Source organism: Paractinoplanes rishiriensis, from assembly GCF_016862375.1.
GTDB classification, from domain to species: Bacteria; Actinomycetota; Actinomycetes; order Mycobacteriales; family Micromonosporaceae; genus Actinoplanes; species Actinoplanes rishiriensis.
In genome coordinates, this window is the sequence record NZ_BOMV01000011.1 from 1 (window position 1) to 22259 (window position 22259).

Here is a 22259-nt window from a genome sequence, read left to right on the forward strand (position 1 = left end):
ACTCTCCCGACTGCCGCCACTCTCCCGACTGCCGCCACTCTCCCGACCGCCTCCGCCCTCCCGACCGCCTCCGCCCTCCCGACCGCCTCCGCCCTCCCGACCGCCTCCGCATCGCGGGATATTTCGGATTTGTTCCCGACATCGGGTGCGGCAACGGCTGCGACGGCGAGTGCTGCGACGGCGGGTGCGGCAACGGGTGCAACAGCGGCGGGAGCGGTGGCGGGTGCGGCAACGGGTGCAACAGCGGCGGGTGCGGCGGCGGGTGCGGCGGCGGGTGCGGGCGAGAACCTGACCGGTCCGGATCTGCTCACCGGCGCGGAGATCGCTCAGTTGGTCCGCGGCGTGGATCTCGCGCGGAACCCGCTCGACTGGCTGACCGGTCCGACCTCCGACTGGCGGGTGGCAGTGTCCGGCGGTGACCCGGTGGGCCTGGCCGCGGCGACCGGCGACGCCTGCTATCCGATGATCGCCTACCTCGGCGTGCTCGACCCGGCCGCCCGGCCCGTCCTGCTGGCCGACGCGCTGACCAGGCTGGCCGCCGCCGGCGCCCTCGAAGTGGTGGCCGACACCGACGCCACCCGAACCGCGACCATCGCGAACCTGGAAGCGGCAGGCTTCACCGCCGTCCGCTCCCGCATCCACTTCGCCCCGGCGCTGGAGATCACCCGCGGGGGCCCAGCAACAAGCGCGTCGCCTCGGCGGCCGGGTCGATGATGGCGGCCACGTCATCGCCGTCTTCGACCGTGGTGGCGATCAGTTCGCGCAGGCCGCCCAGCAGGATCGTCGCGGTCTGCGGGGACGGCGGGCGCACGCCGGCCGCTCGTAGCTGTGGGGTGTCGGTCAGGGTCTGGATCAGGGTGACGAAACCGGCCATCGTCTCGCGTTGGAAGCGTCGTGCCCTCGCCTCGCCCAGGGCCGGCACGTCGCGGATCCAGGCCAGGGTGATCGGCGGGTCGGCCTGGGCCGCCGAGATCCAGCCCTCGATGGCCTGCCGCACCTGCGTCTCCCACCCGGCGGCCGGGTCGACCGCGGCGACTATCCGGGCGATCGTTCGCTGGTTGGTCTCGTACAGCAACGCGGCCAGGCACTCCTGGCGGTCGGCGAAATGGGCGTAGAACGTACGCCTTGATGTTCTTGCAGCTCGGACGATGTCGGCCACCGTGGTTTCCGGGTAGCCGCGCTCGCGGATCGAGGCGGCCATGCCCTCGAGGAGGCGCTGGCGGAAGCCGGTGGGCACTTCGGTGGTCGTCACGGGACACACGCTAATACCGGACAGTCGCTTGTGCGGTGCTGGTACGCAGTCGTACCGTGAAGCGGTACGTTGGCGTACCAAGGAGGTGTGCGGTGGTGGTGTTGCCGGACGGACCTACCGGACCACGGCTGGTGCAGGCGATTTCCTTCGTGGTGGCGCGCAACCGGACCATGCACCGGATGCGCCGGCGGTACGGGTCGGCGTTCACGCTCGACACGCTCAACCTGGGGCGGATGGTGATGCTGGCCGACCCCGCCGAGATCCGGCAGCTGTTCCAGACGCCCATGGAGATCGCGGACACCCCGGACGCGAACCTGGGATCCGTGCTGGGGCCGGGGTCGCTGTTCGCGATCACCGACGATCAGCACCGGGCGCAGCGCAAATTGCTCACCCCGCCGTTCCACGGGCGCCGGCTGCGGGCGTACGAGGCCCTCATGGAACGCGAGACGGTGCGTGAGATATCCGCCTGGCCGGAAGGAAAACCCTTCCCGGTGATGCCGTCGACCATGCGCATCACGCTCAACATCATCCTGCGGGCGGTGTTCGGCGCGGAGGGCGCCGAGTTCGACGAGCTGCGCACGATGCTGCCGTCGATGGTGCGGCTGGGCTCGGTGGTCGCGGTGATGCCGGTGCTTCGCAAAAACATGCGGGGGTACGGGCTGGGCGCGCGCTTCGACCGGCACCGGCGGCGCTACGACGCGATCGTGGACCGGCTGATCGACCAGGCCCTGGCCGACCCCGATCTGAGCGAACGCGACGACGTGCTCGCGATGCTGCTGCAGTCCCGGTACGACGACGGATCCGCGATGACCCGCAGCGAGATCGCCGACCAGCTGCTCACCCTGCTGACCGCCGGGCACGAGACCACCGCGACCACCCTGGCCTGGGCCGTCGAGCGGCTGCGCCGGCACCCCGACCTGCTGAAGCGCCTGGTCGCCGAGGTCGACGCGGGCGGCTCCGAACTGCGCGAGGCGACCCTGATCGAGGTCCAGCGGGTCCGCCCGGTCGTCGAGCTGACCGCCCGGCAGGTGCGCGCCGAGTCGCTGCAACTCGGCCGCTGGACCGTGCCGCGCGGCACCGTGATCACGGCGGCCATCTCGCTGCTCCACGACGACCCGGAGCTGTTCCCCCGGCCGCAGGTGTTCGACCCGGACCGGTTCCTGGGCGCGCGGGCCGACGCCGCCGCCTGGATACCGTTCGGCGGCGGGGTGCGGCGCTGCATCGGGGCCGCGTTCGCCACCCTGGAGATGAACGTGGTGCTGCGTACCATCCTGCGCGATTTCACCCTGGAACCGACGACCGAACCGGCCGAGCGGCTGCACAACCGCGGCATCACCCTGGCGCCGGGGAAGGGCGGTATGGCGGTGGTGCACCGCCGGGTCGGATGAGGATGAGTTCGCATTGATCGTGTGCGAGGGTTAGCGGTGTGAAAACGGGGATCGGGCCGCGGTAGCCGTGGAGAAGCGCCGGGCCCTGGCGGCCGTCACCGTGCTGTCGATCGCGGCCTTCGCCTTCGTCACCACCGAGCTGCTGCCGATCGGCCTGCTCACCGTGATGGCCCCCGACCTCGACCGGTCCCGCTCCGAGATAGGCCTGCTGGTCGGCGGCTACGCGATCGTGGTCGTGCTGGCCTCGATCCCGCTCACCATGCTCACCAAGCACGTACCGCGGCGCCGCCTGCTGAGCGTCACGCTGGTCGTCTTCGCGCTGGCCAACGCGGTGGCGGCCGCCGCGCAGTCCTACCAGATGCTGGCCGGCGCCCGGCTGATCACCGCGCTCACCCAGGCACTGTTCTGGTCGGTGGTCACCCCCGCCGTGGGCGGTCTCTTTCCGGCAGCCGTACGCGGCCGCGCGCTGGCCCTGTTCGCCACCGGCCCGGCACTGGCGCCCGTGCTGGGCGTCCCGATCGGCACCTGGCTCGGCCAGCAGGCCGGCTGGCGGGCCGCGTTCGCCGTGATGACCGCGGTCGGCCTGCTGTCGGCCGCCGTCGTGGCCGCGCTGCTGCCGTCCTACCCACCGTCCGCCGGCGGAGCCGCCCGCGCCACCGCCCCCGACCGCACCCGCTTCACCATGCTGATGATCGTCACCGCCCTGGGCGTCACCGGCTACCTGACCTTCACCACGTACGTGACCCCGTTCCTGCTCGACGTGACCGGCTTCAGCGAGCGATCCCTGGCCCCGCTGCTGTTCATCTCCGGCGCCGCGGGCATCATCGGCACCTTCGCGGTCTCCCGGACGCTGGACCGCTACCCCGTAGCCTCCCTGGTGGCGCCCCTGCTGATCGGCGCCGGCTCGCTGCTGGCGCTGGCCGCCCTCGGCGCCCTGCGCCCGGCCGCGATGGTCCTGCTGGGTGGCGTCGGTCTCGGCTATGCCGCGTACGCAACGGGCCTGCAACACGGGATCCTCCGCCTGGCACCGGGCAACACGGACCTGGCCTCGGCCCTGGGCAGCACCGTGTTCAACGCCGGCATAGCGGCCGGCGCCCTGATCGGCGGGGCGGTGCTGCCGGCCCTGGGAGCGCGCGCCCTGGCGCTGGCGGGCGGCCTCTTCGTGCTGGCGGCCGCCGTCTGCCTGGCGCTCGACACGGCCAGGTCCCGCACCCGCGTGCCCGTCCCCCAGGGCAGCACCGACTAGCGTCCTCGTCCCGGTGGGACCGCCGCCAAGGCTCCAGCCGCGGGCAGTACACGCCGGTCGAACCGGTCGAGCAGCAACTCTGCAAGATCGAGGGTGGTGTCGGGGCGGGCCCGGACCGGGCCTGGCGGGCGATGGGGCGCGCGTCGGCGACGGGTCCGGTCACAGCAATCGGGTTGGCGGCGCGAATGGGGCGGATCCTGTCGAATCGACCCAGGTGCCGCTCGCAGCGGCCGGTGGTGGGGCGGCGGCGGTGACGCGGCGGCGGTGACGGTGACGCGGCGGCGGTGGTGCGGCGGCGGCGGTGCGGCGGCGGCGGTGGTGCGGCGGCGGTGACGGGGTGGCGGGGCAGGGTGACGGAGCTGCGGGGCTGCGGGCTGCGGAAATGCGGCTGGTGGTGGCGTGGGGCGGGGGGGGGGTGGGGGTCAGCGCATTTCGTGGCGGGACATCAGGCGTTCCAGGTTTTCGGTCAGGGCGTCTAGGCGGCGGATGCCGGCGTCTATGTCGTCGCTGTTGTGTTCGCTGGGGCGGGCGGCCAGCACCGGCTCCATGATGGCGTTGGTGCGGTCGGCGTAGTCGCGCTGGGCGGCCGTGATTGCGGCCGCGATCTCGGCGGCTGCCTCCTGCGGGTGCAAGCGGAGGACGTCGGGGTCCAGGTGCAGGTCGACCAGCTGGCCGCCGGGGCCGGTGCGGGCCTTCACCAGGCGCTCGGGGGAGGTGCCCTCGCCCACGTAGTCGGCCATCTCCTGCTGCATGCGGGTGATGCGCTCGATCTGGTCCTGGGCGTATTCGGCGAGATCGGTGAGGTTGCGGATCTCGGTCACGGGGTGAGCTCCTCAGCAAAGGCGGCGGCGGGTAGGGCGCCGAGCCTATCGAACGGATGCGATGCTGTTGCGATGGCGGTGAAGGATTACACCCGGGTGGTTGCCCCGGCGATCAGTGTGCTGCTGGCCGGCGGCGAGCGGCTGCTCGCCGCGGCGCCGCTGGTGCAGGATCCGGGCATTGTCGAGGATGTCTCGGTCCGCGATGAACTGGTCAATCTGCTCGACCCCACGATCCTGATCGGACTCGCCGGACATCCGGGCAACGCGGCGCAGCAGGCCGTCTTCGGCCGGGCCGTGATCGGCGGGCCGGGATCGCAGGGGCGGCTGCTGCACGAGGCGATCGGCAAGCTCACCGCGCCCAAGGTGGCCGTCACCGACCGGCGGCTGCTGATCGTGGAGCTCGACGTGGTGCCGCAGTCGTCGTCGTTCTTCGGGCGGTGGTTCGGACCTTCGGACCAGGTCGCCACGGGACGGTACGAGGTGGACAAGGTCGCTATCCTGGGTGCCGTCGCGGCCCCGGCAGGTGCCCTGCGCCGCGGCCGGCTGCTGGCCGGATTCCAGGACGGGTCCGGCTGCATGCTGGTGTGCAGCCCGCCGAGCCTGGCCCCGGCGGTGATCGACGCGATCGGCCCGCCACGCGCGTGAGAGCGCGGCGGGACCACGGGGGAGGGAGACGCGGTGTCACAACCGGTATCGGTCTATCTGGATTCGATGTCCCGCTATGCGGCGGCGATGGAGGATCTCAGCGCGAGTTTCGGGGAGACCCGGCGGTTGCTGATCGACGCGGACGTCACCGAGGACAGCTTCGGCCTGCTGTCCGACTCGCGGGAGTGCGCCAAGGTCTACGAGGAGCGGTGCACGGTCGGCCTCGAGGTTCTGCAGGCCGGCAACGACGCGTTCCTCGATCTCGCCCAGGCGTTCCGCGAGATGCGCGAGGACTACGAGGCGTCCGACCAGTCCGCCGCCACCCAGGTCGGTGGCAAGTGACCCGGGCACCCAGCGGCGCCGACCGCATCGAAGAGTGGCTCGGGCCGGCCGGCGAGGCCTATTCGGTCATCAAGCCGATCGTGAGCTTCCTGTCCAACCCGCTCGACGAGACCACCGGCGACCCCGACCAGCTGCGGGCCAAGGCGCAGGCCTGGCGCACCGCGGCCGACCAGGTGGTAAAGCACGCCGAGGCCGAGCTGGCCGCCCGCAAGGACCTGCTGTCCTACTGGGAGGGCGACGCGGCTAACGCGTTCAACCAGGAACTCACCGAGGTCAACCAGTCCTTCGACGAGATCGCCGAACACTTCCGGGTGACCGCCGAACTGCTCGACGGCTCGGCCGAGGCCGCCGCCCAGGCGCAGGACCTGGTCGAGCAGATCGTCCGCGAGCTGATCGCCTGGCTGATCGTCACCATCATCGTGGCGCTCGCGTCGTCCTGGATCACCCTCGGCGCGTCTTTGGCGGCCGGTGCCGCGGCGGGTGGCATCGAGGCCGCGGTGGCCGGCACGAGGGCCGCGACTGTCGGCATGAAGCTGGCCACGCTGCTGCGCAAGGTCGCCGTCTTCCTCAAGAAGATGAGCGACTTCGCCAAGGCGTACAAGCTCACCGGCATCCGCAGCGTCGGCGTCCGCAACTGGGCCGGCGCCCGCTTCGCGACCCAGTCCGGCGGGCAGCTGCTCGCCACCAACTGGGTGATCAAAAAGACGATCGTGGAGCCCACCCTCGGCCCCACGATCGACAAGACCACCGGCGCCGACCAGACCTGGAACCTGCCGCAGGTCTTTTAAGGCTTGCGGGCGGGCAGGGCCGAGGGTGAACGGGCCGCTCTCGGGTTCGCCGGGGTGTGCGCGACGACCCGGTCGAGCAACCGGATGCCGATCTGGTTGTCGGTGTCCGGGGCGGCCAGGCAAGTGCGAAAACCTCACAAAAACGCGACAACTGGCGGTGAGGCCAGGGCCCGCGCGGCTTCAGTGCGTCCTTGACAGGTCAGAGATCATGGACGCGGACAGCATCGGGGCCCTGTTCATGACCACGTTCCGGAAGGCCATCGAGGTCGCCCGATGATCCCGGCGCTGCGCACCGAGGGGTTGAGCAAACGCTACCGCGGTGGCCACCCCGCCTCGCCGATGTGACGCTGAGCGTCCCGGCCGGTCGGGTTGTCGGCTTGGTCGGGCCCAACGGGGCGGGCAAGTCCACCCTGCTCAATCTGATCGTCGGCACGATCCGGCCGACCTCGGGCGTCATCGAGGTCCTCGGCGCCCGCCCGGCGGCGAACGCCGCGCAGTTGTCCAAGGTCGGCTTCGTCGCGCAGGACACCCCGGTTTACGCGGGCCTGACCGTCGCCGAGCATCTTCGGCTCGGCGCCAAACTGAACGCGGACTGGGATGCCGGGCTGGCGCAGCGGCGCATCGCGCAGCTCGGCCTCGACCCGGCGCAGAAGGCCGGGCGTCTCTCCGGCGGGCAGCGCGCCCAGCTCGCCCTGACCGTCGCCGCGGCCAGGCGTCCCCAGCTGCTGATCTTCGACGAGCCGGTGGCCGCGCTCGATCCCTTGGCGCGGCGCGCCTTCCTGCAGAACCTGATGGATTCCGTGGCGGAACTGGAAGCCACGGTCATCCTGTCCTCGCACCTGCTCGGCGACCTGCAACGGGTCTGCGATCACCTGGTCGTGCTGACCGCATCCCAGGTGCAGCTCGCCGGCGACGTCGACGACGTGCTGGCGGCCCACTACCGGCTGGTCGGCCGGCCGGATCTCATCGAGAAGCTGCCGACGGGTGTGGAGGTCATCCACACCGAGTGCACCGCCCGGCAGAGCACGTTGATCGTGCGCGACACCTCCGGCGTGCTGCCCCGGCTGCTGCCCGAACTGTTGCCGACCGCGACGTTGCTCGAACTGGAGGACACCTGGACCCCGGCCGAACTGCTCGCGTTCACCGACGGCCAGCCGCTGCTGTTCGAGCCCGGCACCTCATGGGCCTACGCCAACACCAACTACATACTGCTCGCGCTCATCGTCCAGAAAGCCACCGGGCGGCCGTACGCGACAGAGATCGAACGCCGCATCCTGCGCCCGCTCGGCCTGCGCAACACCGAACTGCCCGGCACCAACGCGAACCTCACCAGACCCCACCCGCACGGCTACCTCCCGCGCGAACACGACGGCGCACCCGAACCCGTCGACATCACCGTGCTCAATCCCACCGTCGCCGGCGCCTCCGGCGAGCTCATCAGCACCACGACAGATCTCAACCGCTTCTACCGCGCCCTGCTTACCGGACCGCTGCTGCGCCCGGCCCAACGCGCCCTGATGCGCACCGCCCGGCCTACCGGCCGCAGCTACGACTACGGCCTCGGCCTGCAAACCAGGCAACTGGCCAACGGCACCAGATTATGGGGACACGAAGGCGACATCTTCGGCTACCAGACCTCCTGCTGGACCACCGAAGACGGCAGCCGCGAACTCACCGTCGCGGCCACCCCAGGGGGCACCGGTGACCTGGACGAACTCTTCGACAACCTGGTGGCGACCGCGTTCACCCACGCGTAAGTCCATCCGATGCCACCGGCACCGACAGAGCCTCACGGACCGCCCGCACTACGGTTTCCGGGCCAGGCCGCAGACCTGGTAGACGTCGGCCTGGTCCCCGGCGGCCGGGCGCCATTTCGTGCAGGTCACCACGCCCGGGTCGAGCAGGTCGAGACCCTCGAACCAGCGTTCCAGATCGGCCTTGCGGCGCAACGTGATCGGCGGGGTCGCGGTCTTGTTCCACTGTGCGGCCGCGGCGGCCGACTCCGCCGGCTTGATCTCGGTGGTCGGGTGCGCCACCGCCAGATAGCTGCCGGACGGCACCGCGGCCACCAGGTCCCGGACGATCGCGCCGGCCTGGTCGTCGTCACCGACGAAGTTGAGGATGCCGAGCAGCATCACCGCGACCGGCCGGGTGAGGTCGAGGGTCTCCGCGGCCGCCGCCAGGATCCGGCCGGTGTCCCGGGCGTCGGCGTCGATGTAGGCCGTGGCGCCCGAAGGGGTGCTGGTCAGCAGCGCCCGGGCGTGGGCCAGCACCAACGGGTCGTTGTCGCAGTAGACGATGCGGCACTCCGGGTCGAGGGTCTGCGCCACCTCGTGCGTGTTGTCGGCAGTGGGCAGGCCGGTGCCGACGTCCAGGAACTGGCGGATGCCGCAGTCCAGCACCAGGTGGGTCACGGCCCGTTTGAGGAACGCGCGGTCGGCCCGGGCGGACGCCACGATGTCCGGCAGGAACTGCTGCACCTGGTCGCCGACGGCCCGGTCGGCGGCGTAGTGGTCCTTGCCGCCCAGCCAGTAGTTCCAGATCCGTGCGGTGTGCGGCACGTCGCTCAACGGGCACCGTCCATCTCGGAGGGTCAAGGTGCGCGCATAATAGCGCCTTTTCCGGACAAGCCGGTGAGGAAGGTGGTGGCCGGCAGGGTGCCGTCCGGGCGGCGGGCACCCTCGGCGGTGGCCGGGTCGGTGGACCGGAACCGGGCCTCGGTGGTCGTGCCGGCCGCGTCGGCGAGGAAGTCCGGTTTGGTGGTGCCGACCGGGACGTTGCCGGTCAGCTGGGGCGTCACCGCGGCGGCGCCGGGCCCTCAGCCCGGCGCCGCCGCGTGCCGGACGATGGGCGAGGACGCGAACGCGCGGGCGAGCGGGACCAGCACCCGCAGCTCGGCGTCCAGGCCCGGCCCGGCCGGGGTGAGATCAATGGGCGGCGGCTCGCCGTGCACGGCGGGTGCGCTGCCTTCCAAGCGGGTCAGAGCCGCCCGCAGCTGGGCCGCGGCCGCAGTGGCGGCCTGCTCGTCGGGTGCCTGACCGGCTTCCCGGGCCAGGCGGCGCGCGGCGTCGGCCACCGCGGGGTCGAGGTGCGGCCGCAGTGCCAGCACACCGTCCCGGATCTCGATGACCCGGCGGTACAGGCGGAAGTCGGCCCGCCACGGGTTCCAGGCGTCCAGCCAGGGCAGCCGCGGCGGATCGAGGACCACGTCCGGCACCGCGCGGCCGAGCGCCTGCCACAGGTGCCGCAGCCGGCGGTAGGCGCGCATCCGGTCCCAGCGCGGGCCGAGCACCGGCAGGCCGACCCCGGTCGCGCAGGTGACGGCGCCCAGCCCGGCGGCCGCCAGGCCCAGTTCGGCCAAGCCCAGTTCGGCCAAGCCCAGGTCGGCCAGCGCCGGCCGGGGGCTCAGGAAGTAGCCGGCCATCGCCACCGTGTAGACCAGCAGCAGCGTGGCCGCGGTGGCGAGCGTCCGCATGGCCCGGCGCAACCAGCGGCGGTCGAGCACCCGGGCGGTCCGGGTCAGGCGGATCGCGGCGTCCACGTACGCGAATCCGATGGCCCCGCAGTAGATCAGGAAGGCCGCGCGGACCCCCGGAACGGTGGCCCACAGCGTCTCCGGCATCTGCTGCGCGGCGGCGACGGCGGCCGGTGTGGTCGCGCCACGCGCCGACACCGTGAGCGCCACGATGGCCGCGGCCGCCGCGGCGTACGGGATCAGGGAAAGCCGGAGCCGAGCCCGCGGGCGCGCCCACAGCTGAAGCGTGACCACGGTGGCGGCGCTGCCCACGGTGACCGGCGCGAGCACCCAGACGGCGGCCACCCCAGTCGACGTCTCCAGCGCGGTCAGGATCGCCGGGATGCCGGCCAGCGAGGCGAGACCGGAGAATCCGACCATGGTGCACAGCCAGCGCAGAAACGGATTGCCCGGGTCGCGCCGCAGGTCACGGCCCTTGATGACCAGGCAGATCCCGTACGCGACGGTCATCGCCGCGAACATGACGGTCCTCACCGCGGCGGCTCGATCGTCCGGGCGACCCGGTGCCGGATCGCGGCGCTTTCCGGCGGCGCCTCCCATTCGGAGACCGGCTTCCAGCGGTGCGCCTGCTCCAGGATCATCGAGGCGATCATCTCGGCCATCCGCTCGTCGTCGACGGAGTAGGTGGTGCGGTGCAGCACCCGCCCGACCAGTTTCGGATCGAGGTGCGGCAGCAGCATGTCGGTGGCCGCGGCGTGGTCGCTGAGCAGGTGGCCCAGTTCGTGCATGACGATGTGTTCCTGGTGCAGTGCGGTGGTGTCCCGCTCGTAGAGGATGTAGTCGCGGTCGCCGGTCGACACCCACAGCCCCGACGGGCTGTCCGGCGGCATCGGCATGGCCCGCAGCTCGATCGCCCGCCCCCGCGTAGTAGCCAGCCGTGCACAGAAAACCCGCACGTCGAACGGCACCGGAATGTCCAGCGTCCGGATTATCGCCCGGCAGCGCCGGCGCACCGACCAGGCTGTCATCGCCCCTCCCGTGTGGACGGTCGGGCTCAGCCTATTGCGCCTGTCAACTCACGTGGATGTCAGCCGTCGTCCTTGGCGTAGCGGGCGTCCAGCCCTTCGCTGGCCCGGAAGCGTTCGATGACGTTGGCGATGTCGCGCAGGCTGGCGGCCGACAGCCCGCCCAGCCGGGTGGCGACGCGCTGCACCCCCGCGTCGGCCAGCGCGCGGAGCAGCGCGAGTTCGCCGGCGATGGCGCTGGACTCGGCCTCGTCGAAGAAATACGCCGGCGACACGTCGAAGAACTGGGCCAGCGCCTCAAGGTGCTTCTTGGTGGGGTTGTCCCGCTCACCGCGGCGCAGCAGCCAGAGATAGCTGCCCGAAATCGACGGCCCGTCCCCGCCCATGGCCGCCGCCACCTCGTCGTTGCTGTACCGGCTCCCGTCGGCCCGCCGAATCGTGTCAAACAGATGATTGATCTTAGCGGCCAGGGCGGCTGGCGCGGTGGCGGCCATGCTTCCGTCCTCATCTCCACACCAGTTGACATGAAGGCATAGGCTCGTGGCGCCCACATCTCAACTGACATGGAAGAAAATTGTCAGTACGGCAACCACAGTAGACCAACGGGGACGGAGCCAACATGACAAACCACGACTGGAGCGCATAGCTGCCCGCTCGCCCAGCCAGCCCGGACCCGCCCAGCCCAGCCCCGCCCCGAGTCCTGAGTCCCGGCCGCCGAGTCGCCAAGTCCCGAGTCCCGAGCTGCCGCGTCGCTGGGTCGGAGTCGCCGAGTCCGAGATGGCGGATCACGAGTCGCCGAGTCGGCGGGCGGTCGGCTCGCTTCCGCAAACGGGCCCGCGGCGCGACACTGCTTCCCGGCCCAGCAGCCGGTGGCGTGGGCGTCAAGGTCGTCGGGTGGCTGTCACGGTTGGCGGATCCTGGTGCGGGGGAAGGGCGGTCGTCGGCGGGGGCCGCCGACCTGAACCGCCGCAGGGAGCCCGTGCCGTCGGGGCGGGGTAGGGCTTAGTAGGGATCGCCGGTTCCTGGGAGGCGGCCGTGGGCCAAGCCGCCCAGGCGGCCCGGCAGGGCGGGGTCGCCGGAGAGGGGTGGGCTGGGGGCGTGGGCCCGTTCGGCCATCCCGGTGGTCAGGTCGCGGAGGGCGGCCACCGCGGTTCGCTGCGGGCGCCAACCCAGCTCGGTGCGGGCCCGGTCGGTGGACATCAGTGGGGCGGCCAGGGCCAGGTGCACCCAGCCGGCGTCCACCGGCTGCAGGCGCAAGGCCCAGCTCAAGGCCGCGCCGCCGGTCAGGGCCAGGCGCGGGACCGGGACCGGCGTGCCGCGGAAGGTCGCGGCCGCCACGTGCGGGTCGAGCACGGGGCCGGCGGCCAGGTTGACGCCGCCGCGCAGGTCGGCGCGCAGGATGCGGGCGTAGGCCTCGGCCACGTCGTCGGCGTGCACGCCCTGCAGGCGCAGGCGGGGGTGCGACGGGATGACCGGGATCCGCTGGTAGCGCAGCAGGCGGGCGGGCAGCAGCGGGCCGGCGAAGTAGCGGGCGATCTCGGTGCCGGCGGTGCGCTGGAAGATCAGGCCGGGGCGGACGCGGACTGTCCGCAGCGTGGGGTGGACCGACTCGACGTCGTCGAGCATGCGTTCCACCAGGGCCTTGTGGCGGCTGTACGAGGACTCCGGCACGCCGGTGTGCGGCCAGTTCTCCCGCACGTACGCATCCTTGGGTCCGCGCGCGTAGGTGCCTACCGACGAGGCCTGCACCAGCGTCGGTACCCCGGAGCGCAGCACCGCGCGGACCACCTCGCGGCCACCCAGCACATTGGTGCGGAACAGGCGGCGGCGGTCGTGGCTGGGCTGGATCTGCCAGGCCAGGTTGACCACCGCGTCGGCACCCCGGAACAGTGGGGCCAACCGGTCGGCGGCCTGGTCGGCGCCGACGTCCACCGCGTGCCAGTCGACGTCGCGGTAGACGCCGGTGTGCTCGGGCAGGCGGCGCGCCACACCGACGATCTCGGTGTCGGCGTCCTGGTGCAGACGACGCAGCAGGGCTGTGCCGGCGTTGCCGCTGGCCCCGACGATCACCACTCGCATGGCGATGGCGTACCCGCCTCGCGGAGGTTGAACCTGAACGATCGTTCATTCGTTAACCACTTCTTCTCTGCTTCGCCCGATTTTCGACCTGGTGTCCCGGGTAGGTTCTGTTCCGGGAAAAGGCAGATCTCCCAGGGGATGGCCCGGTTTCCGTCGCCCTGCCACCGGCGGCGGAAACCGGGTTGAAAGGCAGATCGGGCTGAAAAGCTCACTTCCACTCCTCGACCCGGTGCAGGTCGGCGACGAATCCGGTCCGCAGCAACCGGCGGCCGGGGGAGATCTGCCGGGCGAACAGCACCACCGCCGCGGCCAGGTAGACACCGGACAGCGCCAGCAGCACCACCCGGTTGGCCGCGTCACCCAGCAGGATGCTGGCGGCGAACTGCGTCAGGAACAGCGACAGCAGCGCCCCCGACCCCCACAGGCTCAGCCGCAGGTTGACCAGCAGGCTCACCGCGAACAGCGACTGCGCCGCGGTGATCAGCAGTTCGTAGCGCTGGTGCTCGCTGAGCGGCAGCCCGGCCAGACCACCCGAGGACAGCGCGAACACGATCGGGATCGTGCCGACCAGCAGGGTCCACTGGTTGACCTTGCTGGACAGCAGCGTGCCGAGGGCGTGCGAGGCGCGCAGCCGCCACGCGTACAGGCAGGCCACGATCAACTCGGGGGCCTCGCTGGCGACCGGGGCGGCCCACTGCACCAGCAGGAACTGGTCGACGTTGAGGCGCTCGCCGCTGTGCACCACGGCGTCGGCGAAGTGCTCGGCGGTGGCCACGATGACCGCGGCGGCCAGCAGGAACAGCCCGGCCAGCAGCCAGCGGCGATCGCGCTGCGGACGGTCCGCCACCCACGCCGGTACGCCGGACAAGTCGGGCTCCTCCACCGGGGCCTTCGACAGGCGCCACGCGTACGCCGCAAAGATTGTCAGCAGCACCGCGGCGTCGACCAGGGTCAGGCTGTGCCGCAACGGCAGGGTCAGCGAATACACCGTGGCCACCGCCAGGAACACCACCTCGACCGACATGGTGTTGGCGAGCCGGACATGGCCGGGAGCCGGAACGCTGGGTTCGCGGCGCATCCGGTCCGGGCGGCGCCGGGCGACCAGCGCCGCGAGCAGCACCACCAGCGGCCAGCCGACGCCGACCAGCACCCGGTTGGCGCCGGTCATGTTGGCCAGGGCCAGCGAGCACGGGTCCTCGCCGCCGGCCGTGGGCGCGCAGTGCCCGTGCTCGGCGAACGTCTGCCCGGCCCGCATCGTGAAGACGAAATCGACGCCGTACTCGGGCAGCACCGCGAGGAACGCCAGCACGGCGAGCGCGACCCCGGCGCTGACCTCGACCTGCGCGGCTTCGGCGGTCCAGGAGAGCAGGAACGCGGCGCCCACGATCGCGCCGCCGAAGACCAGGGCGGCCAGGAACGGGTCCAGCTCCGGCGCCGGCAGCCCGGCGTAGTCGGCCAGGCCCGCGTACGCGCCGGGCAGGGCGGCGGCCGCGGCCACCGCCAGCGGCCAGGCCCGGGGGTTTCGCTGCTGCATGGCTGCGCACTACCCCGTCCGGTGGGTCCCATGCCGTGGGAGGTTTGACGTCGTCCGGCAGTTGCCGTCGATGTCCAGGGTGTGGTCGGCGCGCAGCAGGTCTTCGTCGTCGGTGGGGGCCGGGCCGGGTGGGGTCGGCGCCAGCAGGCCGCGGTCGGCGGCGGCGCAGTCGACCCAGGCCGTGTAGCCCTGCACGTCACCCAGCCACATGCCGTGGTCGCCGGCTTGCAGGTTTGCCGTCGACGGGAACTCCCAGTGGATTTCCTCGTGTGCGGCGGCCAGCGGGCGGTCGGCGCGGTCGGCGCGGTCGAAGGCGTACACCCAGACGAAGTTGGTGATGACCCGCAGCGTGCGCAGGCCGTCGACGGTGACGCTGCGGTAGGTGACGCGGCCGCTGACCCGGGGCTGCTCGTGGGGATCGAGGCGGACTGCCGGGTCGATCCAGGTGGCGAACGAGAGGAAGGTCCGGTCGCGGAACTCCCTGCGGACCTTCTCCCGCTGGTTGGCCGCCAGCAGCGTGATCAGGCCGGACGGGTCGTGGCCGGTCAGCATGCGCGGGTCGAGCCGGGCCGCGATCAGGGCCTGGCGCACCTTGCGGAGCGCGGCGTCGACGTGGGACACCGTGAAGCCGGCGACCGCGGTGGCGGCCGGCATGGTGATGCCGGCGGCGCCCTTCGGGTAGGCGGCCGCGGGGGTGCCGGCGAAGGGATCGGTGGTGGCCGGCAGCGTGACCGTGGAATGCGGCTGCTCGTAGTCGGTGGTCAGCGCCCGCCACACCGCCGGGGTCGCGAAGGCCAGCAGGCCCAGCACCACCGCGACACCCAGGAATGCCGGCAACCGGCGCAGCAGCCGGCGCCGGTGCACCTTGCGTTCGGTCTTCGCGGCCCACTCCGCCAAACCGGCGAACGGATCGTTCTCCACCATCCCCGTACATCCCCCGATGTAGTACTAAGAGGATCGACACCCTACCCGGAACGCGACTTTCACGGCGCCCGCTCGCGGGCCGGCGGTCGCGGTCGCCAGCGCTTTCCGCCACTCGTCCAGCGGGTAGGTGTGGGTGACCAGACCGTCCACCGGGAACGCCGGATCGGCCAGCCAGGTCACCACCTCGGACATGGTGCTGCGGCCGCCGAGCGCCGGCTCCGGACCGGAATAGACGGTGCCCTGCACGGTGAGCTGCCGGTTCCACACCAGCGACCAGTCCACCCGCTGCCGGCCGGCCGCGCCCACCAGCACCAGCATCCCGGTCGGCCGCAGCAGGTGCAGCCCCAGATCGATGGTGGCGGAGTGGCCCACGCAGTCGAACACCACGTCGACGCCCCGCTCGAGGATGGGTGTCCGGGTCATCCGGGGCCGGATGACCCGGCCTCCGTGGTGGCGCGCCAGCCCGGCGACGGCGCCGGGTCCGGAGGAGAGGGTACGGGTGGCACCGACGCGTTCCGCCTGCTCGCGCCCGAACTGCCCGGGGACGAGCACGGTGACGTCCAGGTCCGGGTGCAGCCGCCGGAGTGCGGCCGTGACCAGCAGTCCGATGGTGCCCGGCCCGATCACCACGGCCCGGTCGCCGCGCCGCTCCCAGCGCAGCGCCGCGTGCAGGGCGACCGCGGCCGGCTCGGCCAGCACCGCGCGCCGGGCCGGCAGGTCGCCGACCGGGTGCAGCTGGCTCTCGTGGGCGACCAGGTAATCGCCCCAGCCGCCGCCCAGCGCCGCGTCGAAACCCTGGGTCGGTGCGCGGCAGCCGGTCACGCCCGGCTCGTCGAAGCGCTCGCAGCCGTACGGGAAACCCTCCCGGCACGATCGGCAGGGCTCGAACCCGCGGTGCACGCAGGACAGCACCGGATCGACCACCACCCGCTCGCCGGTCGGCTCGACCACCGCGACTATTTCGTGCCCGAGGATCTGCCGGGGCGCGGTGTAGTAGCCGCTGAGCACCAGGGACGACGTCGCGTGCGCCACCGCCAGGTCGCTGCCGCAGATGCCGGCCAGTTCGGGCCGCAGCCGCACCCAGCCGGGCGCGTCCGGCAGCGGTGGCACCGGCAGGTCGTCGCGCAGCGCGAGCAGGCCACCGAGCCGGCCGCGGCTGGCCGCGGTGAGCAGGTAGCGCGGCACGGTCAGGTCGGCGAGGACGGCCCGCATCCCGCGATGGTGCCACCTACGAGGGGAGACCCGACAGGGGAGTGCCGGTACCCAGTTCCACGATCCACGGCGCGAACCCGCAGCCGCCCACCGCGAGGATGTCGCCGGCCACCGACAACCCGGTCGGCACCCCGGGCAGCCGGGTCTGCCAGCGCGCCCGGCCCGCGATGTCGTACGCGGTCAGGGTGCGCCCGCCGCGGTCCGCCGCGACCATGGCGGTGTCGTCGTACCAGGCCAGCAACAGCGGGCTGCCGCCGGACACGGCCCGGGTCCACCGGGTGCGCAGCGACTCGTCGCGGATCTCCACCGAGCCGTCCTCGCGGGCCACCGCGAGCAGCGCGCCGGTCGTCGACCAGGACGCCGCCGTGATCGGCTGGATGTGCCGGGTGCGGGTGCCGGGCTGGCGGATGCTGCCGTCCCGGTACGCGGCGCGCAGCCCGTCCGGGCCGGGGAACAGCGTGAGGCAGTCTGCCCGGTCGCCGAGCACCTGCGTCTGGCGCGCGCCGGACACCAGGTCCCAGGCGCTGATCACGCCGTCCGGGGTGGCGCACGCGATGTGCCGGCCGTCCGGGAACCAGGCCAGCTTGCCCGACCGGCCGTACGGCATGAGCAGGCGCATCATCTCCTGCGGCGGCCGGTCGTCGACCATCCGCCAGACCGAGATGCTCCCGTCCGTGGCCAGGGTGGCGAGCAGGTCGGCCGCGGTGGGGTTCCAGGTGGCCGCGATGACCCGGTGGCGGCGGGTCAGCCGGATGAGCAGGTGCGGTTTGGTCGGTTCGGTGGTGTCCCATACTTTCAGGTCGCCGTTCGGGGCGGTCGCAGCGAGGCGGCGACCGTCCGAACGCAGGGCGGTCAGGGTGGCGAGCCCGGTCCTTTCGGCCACGTGGTACCTCGTTCTCAAAACTCCGGCGCTCGGTGGGGGGCGTGGTACCGCGGAGTGGCGGCTACGCGATACCACGCCGTTCGTGGAACCCATCGGGTTGCGACCCGCGGGGCTGAATTCGTTCGCCGGAAAATGTGCGGCGATCAGCCCGTTGCGCGGTCGTGGATCCACTGCCGCTGATTCCGGTACAGCAAATTTTGCTTTCGGAATGCGGTCCTCGGCGTGGAATTTGCGGTGCCGGTGAAGTGGAGGGGCGGGCGTTTCGGGGGCGTGCCTGACCTGGGATGTAGCATCGCTTCCGTGGTGCGTCCGCCGTGGCCGGTGTCGTTTGTTTGCATGGTGGGTCTGGTCCTCAATCACGAGCCGCCGCCACGGCATATGGCTCCGAACGAGGTGCAAAGCCATATTCGGGTATAGATACCGCTGAGGCAAGGGGTGGGCGGGATTTCTTGTAATGGGACGGCTACCCACCCCCTAAGCTGTCCGCCGTGGAAGCGCTGCAACCCGGTTCACGGCTCGGCGACCGGTATCGTCTGGAAGCACGGCTCGGTGCCGGCGGCATGGGCGAGGTGTGGCGGGCCGAGGACGAGGTGCTCGGCCGGACCGTCGCGGTCAAGGCGATGCTGCCCACGGTGGCCGGCGACCCCGATTTCGGCCGCCGGTTCCTGGCCGAGGCCAAGGCGATGGCCCAGGTGCACCATCCGGCGGTCGCGTCCATTCACGACTACGGGCGCAGCGGTGCGATCGCGTACCTGGTCATGGAATTCATCGACGGCGAATCGCTGGCGCAGGCGCTGGCCGGCAACCGCCGGATCGCGCCGGCCGACACCATGCGGCTGATCGCGCAGGCGGCCGACGGTCTGCAGGCGGTGCATGCGCGCGGCATGGTGCACCGCGACGTGAAGCCGGCCAACCTGATGCTGCGGCGGGACGGCTCGGTGGTGCTGACCGACTTCGGCATCGCACGCCGGCCGGACGCCAGCCGGCTCACCGCGTCCGGGGCGATTCTCGGCACGCCCAGCTACCTGTCGCCGGAGCAGGTGCTGGGCCAGGAGGCGACGGCGCGCAGCGACATCTATTCGCTGGGGCTGACCGCGTACGAGTGCCTCGCGGGGGAGAAGCCGTTCGTCGGCGACAACCCGTACGCGGTGGCGTTGCAGCGGCTCCAGTCCGCGCCGCGGACGATCGGCGTGACGCTGCCGGCGCCGGTGCTCGCGGTGGTCGAGCGGGCCTTGGACACCGACCCGGGGAAGAGATGGCCGACGGCTGCGGCCCTCGCGGAGGCCGCACGGGCAGCGGTCGGCGCGGCACCGGGCGGCGTCGGGCCGGGCGGTGTCGCGGGTGGCGTTGGGTCCGGCGGTGTCGCGGGTGGCGTTGGGCCGGGCGGCGTTGCGCCGGCCTGGGGGCCGGCTCCGGCCGCCGGGAGTCGCCGGCGGTTGGTGCTGGCCGCGCTGGCGGCCGTGCTGCTGGCCGGTGCCGCCGTCGTGGGCTGGACGGTCACCCGGGACCGGGATCGGGACCCGACCGGGGCCACCACGCCGGCCCGGCGCGGCGACGCGGCACCCCAGTCCGCGCCGACGGGCTTCGCCGGGTTCGGCGAGTGTGGCCCCGGCCTGTGCCCCACCGTGCCGCTGTGCTGGGGCGGGCTCACCGCGATCAGCGGCAAGGCCCATCCCCCCGCACAGATCGACTGCACCGAGCCGCATCGCTGGGAGACCTTCGTGGCGGTGGCGCTCCCGGAGGGGCTCGACGCGGTGCGCGCCGACGAACTGATGGCGCAGCGCGACGTCTCGGCCGCGTGCTCGTCGGCAGTTATGGGCGCGGTCTCCCGCGACCCGGCTGTCACCCGTACCTGGCGAAGGGACGCCTGGCCGATCCGGCTCGCCGAGGGTGACCCCACGCTCCTGCACTGCTTGGCGCAGCCGGCTGAAGGCGGCGAGTTCACCGGATCCCAGTTCTGAGAACGGGTTGGCCAGGGCGGGTGCGGCCGTCCGCCACACCCGCCCTGCCGATGATCAGAGCTTGCCGGCGCCGGCTCCGCTCTGCACCAGCGACGGAACGGCCGACGCCGCGTCCAGCGTGTACGAGTAGTACGTCCGCGGTTCAGTCACAGTCCCGCCGGCCTCACAGGAACCCGAGCCGGTGAACACGTTGCCGCGCTGCACCAACCGTCCCGGGCCGCTGTCCGCGTACCCACTCGTCGAGAAGCACGGGTACGGCACGTTGGCGAAGTTGTTGTTCTCCAGGACGACGCCGCCGTTCATGGTGGACGCCACCCCGTACAACTCGTTGCCGTCGAAGTAGTTGTTGTAGACGTGCACCGGCTCGCCGAAGCGCACCCGCGGGTGGCGCTGCCGCGACCCGTCGAACCAGTTGTGGTGGATGCTCACCTTGAGGTGCCCGACGTCGGTCGAGGACGCGCCGTCGGAGTGGCCGATCAGCATCGACTTGTCGGTGCCCGCGAAGTGGTTCCACGACACGGTCACGTAGTCGGCGCCGCGGACGATGTCGATCGAGCCGTCCACCGGTGCCCGGAACGTGTTGTGGTTGATCCAGATGTGGTGCGACTCCTGGCCGACGTTGATCGCGTCGTCCTCGGCGTTCACGAACGTCAGGTTCTGCACGATCACGTTGGACGACCGGTAGAAGTCGAACCCGCCGCCCGCGATGGTGGCGTTCGAGCCCAGCCCGATGATCGTCTTGTTCGGGCGTACGCCCTGCTTGCTGGTGATGTTGATCGTACCGCTGACCTGGATGGTCATGGCGCCGACCGTGTCGATGGCGTCCAGCAACTCGTCGGTGGTGTCGACCGTGACGGTGGGTCCGCCGACGCCGCCCGTGGTGGTGCTGAGGCCGAGCGCGTTCACCGCGGCGAACCCGTCCGGCGTGCCGACGACCGCGGCTGCCGCCGGTCCGGCCGTGCTGGTGAACGCGATCGCGCCCGCGACGACGGCCGCGACGGCGACCCCGGCGATGATTGTCTTCCGCATGACTTTTCAGACCTTTCCTACGCCGGCGCCGGCCGTGACAGCCGCCTTGACCCCGTTCGGGTCGTCGAGGGTGTACGAGTAGTACTGCGAGGCCTCCTGCACGGTGCCGCTGCAGTCCGGCTGGCCGGACTCGCCGGCGAACACGTTGTTGCGGGCCACGCAGCGCCCGCCCGGGCCGGCGTACGAGTTGGTCACCGGCTCCTCGACGTCCTCGAAGTAGTTGCCCTCGACCAGGCAGCCGGCGTTGGCCTGGCAGGCCACCCCGGTGTCGGTGTTGTAGACGAAGTAGTTGTTGTAGACGTGCACCGGCTCGCCGAACCGGACCCGCGGGTTGCGCTGCGGCGTGCGGTCGAACCAGTTGTGGTGGTAGGTCACCTTGAGCCGCCCGATGTCCTGCGCCCCGTTGTTGTCGTCGTGGCCGAGCAGCATGTTCTTGGTGTGGTTGTGGGTGCGGTTCCACGAGATGGTCACGTACGAGGAGCCGCGCTTGACGTCGAGCAGGCCGTCGTAGCCCTGGGCCAGGTCGTTGTGGTCGATCCAGATGTGGTGCGAGAACATCTGCACGTTGATCGAGTCGTCGCTGGCGCCGCGGAACGACAGGTTCTGGATGATCACGTTGTGCACCGCGTCGGCCGGCTGGGTGGTGATGTCCGAGACCGGCAGGCCGATGTTGAAGCCGCCGCCGGTGATGCCCGCGTTCGAGCCCACGCCGAGGATCGACTTGTCGCTGGTCACGTCGTACATGCCGGCCGGCAGGGTGATGGTGCCGCTGACGCAGATGGTCAGCGGACCGGGGGTGGCGATGGCGGCCAGCAGCTCGTTGGCGGTGTCGACCGCGACGGTCGGCCCGCCGGCGCCGCCGGTGGTGCCGTTCTGGCCGAGCGCGTTCACCGAGGCGAAACCGGCCAGGCTGCCACCGACGCGGCAGCTGCCGGGCGGCGGCGGGCTGGTCGTCGACGGCGTGGTGGGCGTCGGGGTGACCGCGTCGGTGTCCACCTTCACGTCGTCGTAGGTCGCGCTCGCGTACGTGGCCACCAGGCCGATCCGGCCGGAGCCGAAGGTGGAGTCGGTGGCCTGCAGCACCTGCGCGCCGTCGACCAGGGCGGTCAGCGTGCTGCCCTGCGCGTTCAGCGCGAGGGTGCGCCAGCTGCCGGTGCTGCCGCCGACTGCCGCGGTGCCCAGGACGGTCACGCCGCCGCCGGAGACCCGCTGCAGCTGGGCCGCACCGCCGCCGCTGGTCAGCACCAGCGCGTAGTAATCGCTGGTGGAGCGGGCCCGGGAGGCGATGCCCACCGTGCGGTTGCTGGCGCCGAACGCGATCGGCTTGACCCGGGCCGACACGGTGTAGTCGGACCAGGTGGTGGTGCCGGCCAGGGCCTTGGCGCTGGCGCTCGTGCTGGTCTGCCGGTAGGCCGGCGAACCGTCGGTGACGATCGACCACGAGCCGCCGGAGCGGCTCCAGCCGCTGGCCTCGCCGTCGTCGAAGTTGTCGGTGAACAGGGTGTCGGCGAACGCCGGCCCGGTGGTGATCGTACTGAACGCGACGGCCGTTGCGGCCGCCGCGGCAGTGACGGAGAGGATCCAACGGATCCGTTTCATTGCGGGTCCTCCGTGGGCTGGGAGCGGGGGAGTGCGGGCACGCCCGGATCACCGCC

The 22259-nt window shown here is 71.9% G+C and carries 22 protein-coding genes; 8 read left to right on the forward strand and 14 right to left on the reverse strand.

Annotation, left to right across the window (positions count from 1 at the left end):
- Positions 1–216 precede the first annotated feature (216 nt).
- Positions 217–714, forward strand: a complete 498-nt coding sequence (locus tag Ari01nite_RS07920) for a GNAT family N-acetyltransferase (RefSeq protein WP_203780451.1) — start codon at positions 217–219, stop codon at positions 712–714.
- On the opposite strand, the gene Ari01nite_RS07925 is transcribed toward Ari01nite_RS07920, so the two are convergent.
- Positions 662–1252 carry a TetR/AcrR family transcriptional regulator gene (locus Ari01nite_RS07925; protein WP_203780452.1) on the reverse strand — a complete coding sequence of 197 codons (591 nt, stop codon included), beginning with the start codon at positions 1250–1252 and terminating at the stop codon, positions 662–664. The genes Ari01nite_RS07920 and Ari01nite_RS07925 overlap by 53 nt on opposite strands.
- Before the next feature lie 92 nt (positions 1253–1344).
- On the opposite strand from Ari01nite_RS07925, the gene Ari01nite_RS07930 reads away from it, so the two are divergent.
- Complete coding sequence (locus Ari01nite_RS07930) at positions 1345–2640, forward strand: cytochrome P450 (protein WP_203780453.1); 1296 nt, start codon at positions 1345–1347, stop codon at positions 2638–2640.
- Positions 2641–2707: 67 nt separating this feature from the next.
- Positions 2708–3886 carry an MFS transporter gene (locus Ari01nite_RS07935; RefSeq protein WP_203780454.1) on the forward strand — a complete coding sequence of 393 codons (1179 nt, stop codon included), beginning with the start codon at positions 2708–2710 and terminating at the stop codon, positions 3884–3886.
- Between the two features lie 422 nt (positions 3887–4308).
- On the opposite strand, the gene Ari01nite_RS07940 is transcribed toward Ari01nite_RS07935, so the two are convergent.
- The gene (locus tag Ari01nite_RS07940; RefSeq protein ID WP_203780455.1) at positions 4309–4707 is read right to left on the reverse strand and encodes a YbaB/EbfC family nucleoid-associated protein; all 399 of its coding nucleotides are present in this window, start codon (positions 4705–4707) and stop codon (positions 4309–4311) included.
- 72 nt (positions 4708–4779) lie between these two features.
- Here Ari01nite_RS07940 and Ari01nite_RS07945 point away from each other — a divergent pair, with 72 nt between their 5' ends.
- The 4 genes from Ari01nite_RS07945 (at position 4780) to Ari01nite_RS51670 (ending at position 8239) form a co-directional block, all read left to right on the forward strand.
- Positions 4780–5352 (forward strand): hypothetical protein, encoded by a 573-nt coding sequence (locus Ari01nite_RS07945; RefSeq protein ID WP_203780456.1) that lies wholly within the window; start codon positions 4780–4782, stop codon positions 5350–5352.
- A gap of 33 nt (positions 5353–5385) precedes the next feature.
- Entirely contained in the window at positions 5386–5694 is a 309-nt protein-coding gene (locus Ari01nite_RS07950) for a hypothetical protein (protein WP_203780457.1), read from the forward strand.
- Positions 5691–6482, forward strand: a complete 792-nt coding sequence (locus Ari01nite_RS07955; protein ID WP_203780458.1) for a WXG100 family type VII secretion target — start codon at positions 5691–5693, stop codon at positions 6480–6482. The genes Ari01nite_RS07950 and Ari01nite_RS07955 overlap by 4 nt, the downstream gene beginning before the upstream one ends.
- Positions 6483–6859: 377 nt before the next feature.
- On the forward strand, positions 6860–8239 hold the full coding sequence (locus Ari01nite_RS51670) for a serine hydrolase (RefSeq protein ID WP_438872152.1): 1380 nt from the start codon (positions 6860–6862) through the stop codon (positions 8237–8239).
- 48 nt (positions 8240–8287) lie between these two features.
- Here Ari01nite_RS51670 and Ari01nite_RS07965 read toward each other — a convergent pair whose 3' ends face one another.
- The 10 genes from Ari01nite_RS07965 to Ari01nite_RS08010 form a co-directional block, all read right to left on the reverse strand.
- Positions 8288–9043 (reverse strand): SAM-dependent methyltransferase, encoded by a 756-nt coding sequence (locus tag Ari01nite_RS07965; RefSeq protein WP_438872154.1) that lies wholly within the window; start codon positions 9041–9043, stop codon positions 8288–8290.
- Positions 9044–9075: 32 nt separating this feature from the next.
- Entirely contained in the window at positions 9076–9282 is a 207-nt protein-coding gene (locus tag Ari01nite_RS07970; protein ID WP_203780460.1) for a hypothetical protein, read from the reverse strand.
- 18 nt (positions 9283–9300) lie between these two features.
- Positions 9301–10491 carry an MAB_1171c family putative transporter gene (locus Ari01nite_RS07975; protein WP_203780461.1) on the reverse strand — a complete coding sequence of 397 codons (1191 nt, stop codon included), beginning with the start codon at positions 10489–10491 and terminating at the stop codon, positions 9301–9303.
- Positions 10488–10985 carry a hypothetical protein gene (locus tag Ari01nite_RS07980; RefSeq protein ID WP_203780462.1) on the reverse strand — a complete coding sequence of 166 codons (498 nt, stop codon included), beginning with the start codon at positions 10983–10985 and terminating at the stop codon, positions 10488–10490. Before Ari01nite_RS07980 ends, Ari01nite_RS07975 begins: the two co-directional genes overlap by 4 nt.
- A 59-nt stretch (positions 10986–11044) precedes the next feature.
- The gene (locus tag Ari01nite_RS07985) at positions 11045–11476 is read right to left on the reverse strand and encodes a helix-turn-helix domain-containing protein (protein ID WP_203780463.1); all 432 of its coding nucleotides are present in this window, start codon (positions 11474–11476) and stop codon (positions 11045–11047) included.
- A 508-nt stretch (positions 11477–11984) separates the two neighbouring features.
- Entirely contained in the window at positions 11985–13061 is a 1077-nt protein-coding gene (locus Ari01nite_RS07990) for an NAD-dependent epimerase/dehydratase family protein (protein WP_203780464.1), read from the reverse strand.
- A gap of 208 nt (positions 13062–13269) precedes the next feature.
- Positions 13270–14595, reverse strand: a complete 1326-nt coding sequence (locus Ari01nite_RS07995) for a calcium:cation antiporter family protein (protein ID WP_203780465.1) — start codon at positions 14593–14595, stop codon at positions 13270–13272.
- A gap of 9 nt (positions 14596–14604) precedes the next feature.
- Entirely contained in the window at positions 14605–15519 is a 915-nt protein-coding gene (locus tag Ari01nite_RS08000) for a hypothetical protein (RefSeq protein WP_203780466.1), read from the reverse strand.
- A 24-nt stretch (positions 15520–15543) separates the two neighbouring features.
- A complete protein-coding gene (locus Ari01nite_RS08005; RefSeq protein WP_203780467.1) occupies positions 15544–16731 on the reverse strand; it encodes a zinc-dependent alcohol dehydrogenase in 1188 nt (395 codons plus the stop codon).
- Between the two features lie 16 nt (positions 16732–16747).
- Positions 16748–17614 carry a WD40 repeat domain-containing protein gene (locus Ari01nite_RS08010; RefSeq protein ID WP_203780468.1) on the reverse strand — a complete coding sequence of 289 codons (867 nt, stop codon included), beginning with the start codon at positions 17612–17614 and terminating at the stop codon, positions 16748–16750.
- A gap of 488 nt (positions 17615–18102) precedes the next feature.
- Between Ari01nite_RS08010 and Ari01nite_RS08015 the strand changes: the two genes are divergently transcribed.
- A complete protein-coding gene (locus tag Ari01nite_RS08015; protein WP_203780469.1) occupies positions 18103–19575 on the forward strand; it encodes a serine/threonine-protein kinase in 1473 nt (490 codons plus the stop codon).
- Between the two features lie 54 nt (positions 19576–19629).
- Here Ari01nite_RS08015 and Ari01nite_RS08020 read toward each other — a convergent pair whose 3' ends face one another.
- Positions 19630–20604, reverse strand: coding sequence for a pectate lyase family protein (locus Ari01nite_RS08020; RefSeq protein ID WP_203780470.1), 975 nt, complete (start codon positions 20602–20604; stop codon positions 19630–19632).
- 6 nt (positions 20605–20610) lie between these two features.
- Positions 20611–22203 (reverse strand): pectate lyase family protein, encoded by a 1593-nt coding sequence (locus tag Ari01nite_RS08025; protein WP_203780471.1) that lies wholly within the window; start codon positions 22201–22203, stop codon positions 20611–20613.
- Positions 22204–22259: the final 56 nt, after the last annotated feature.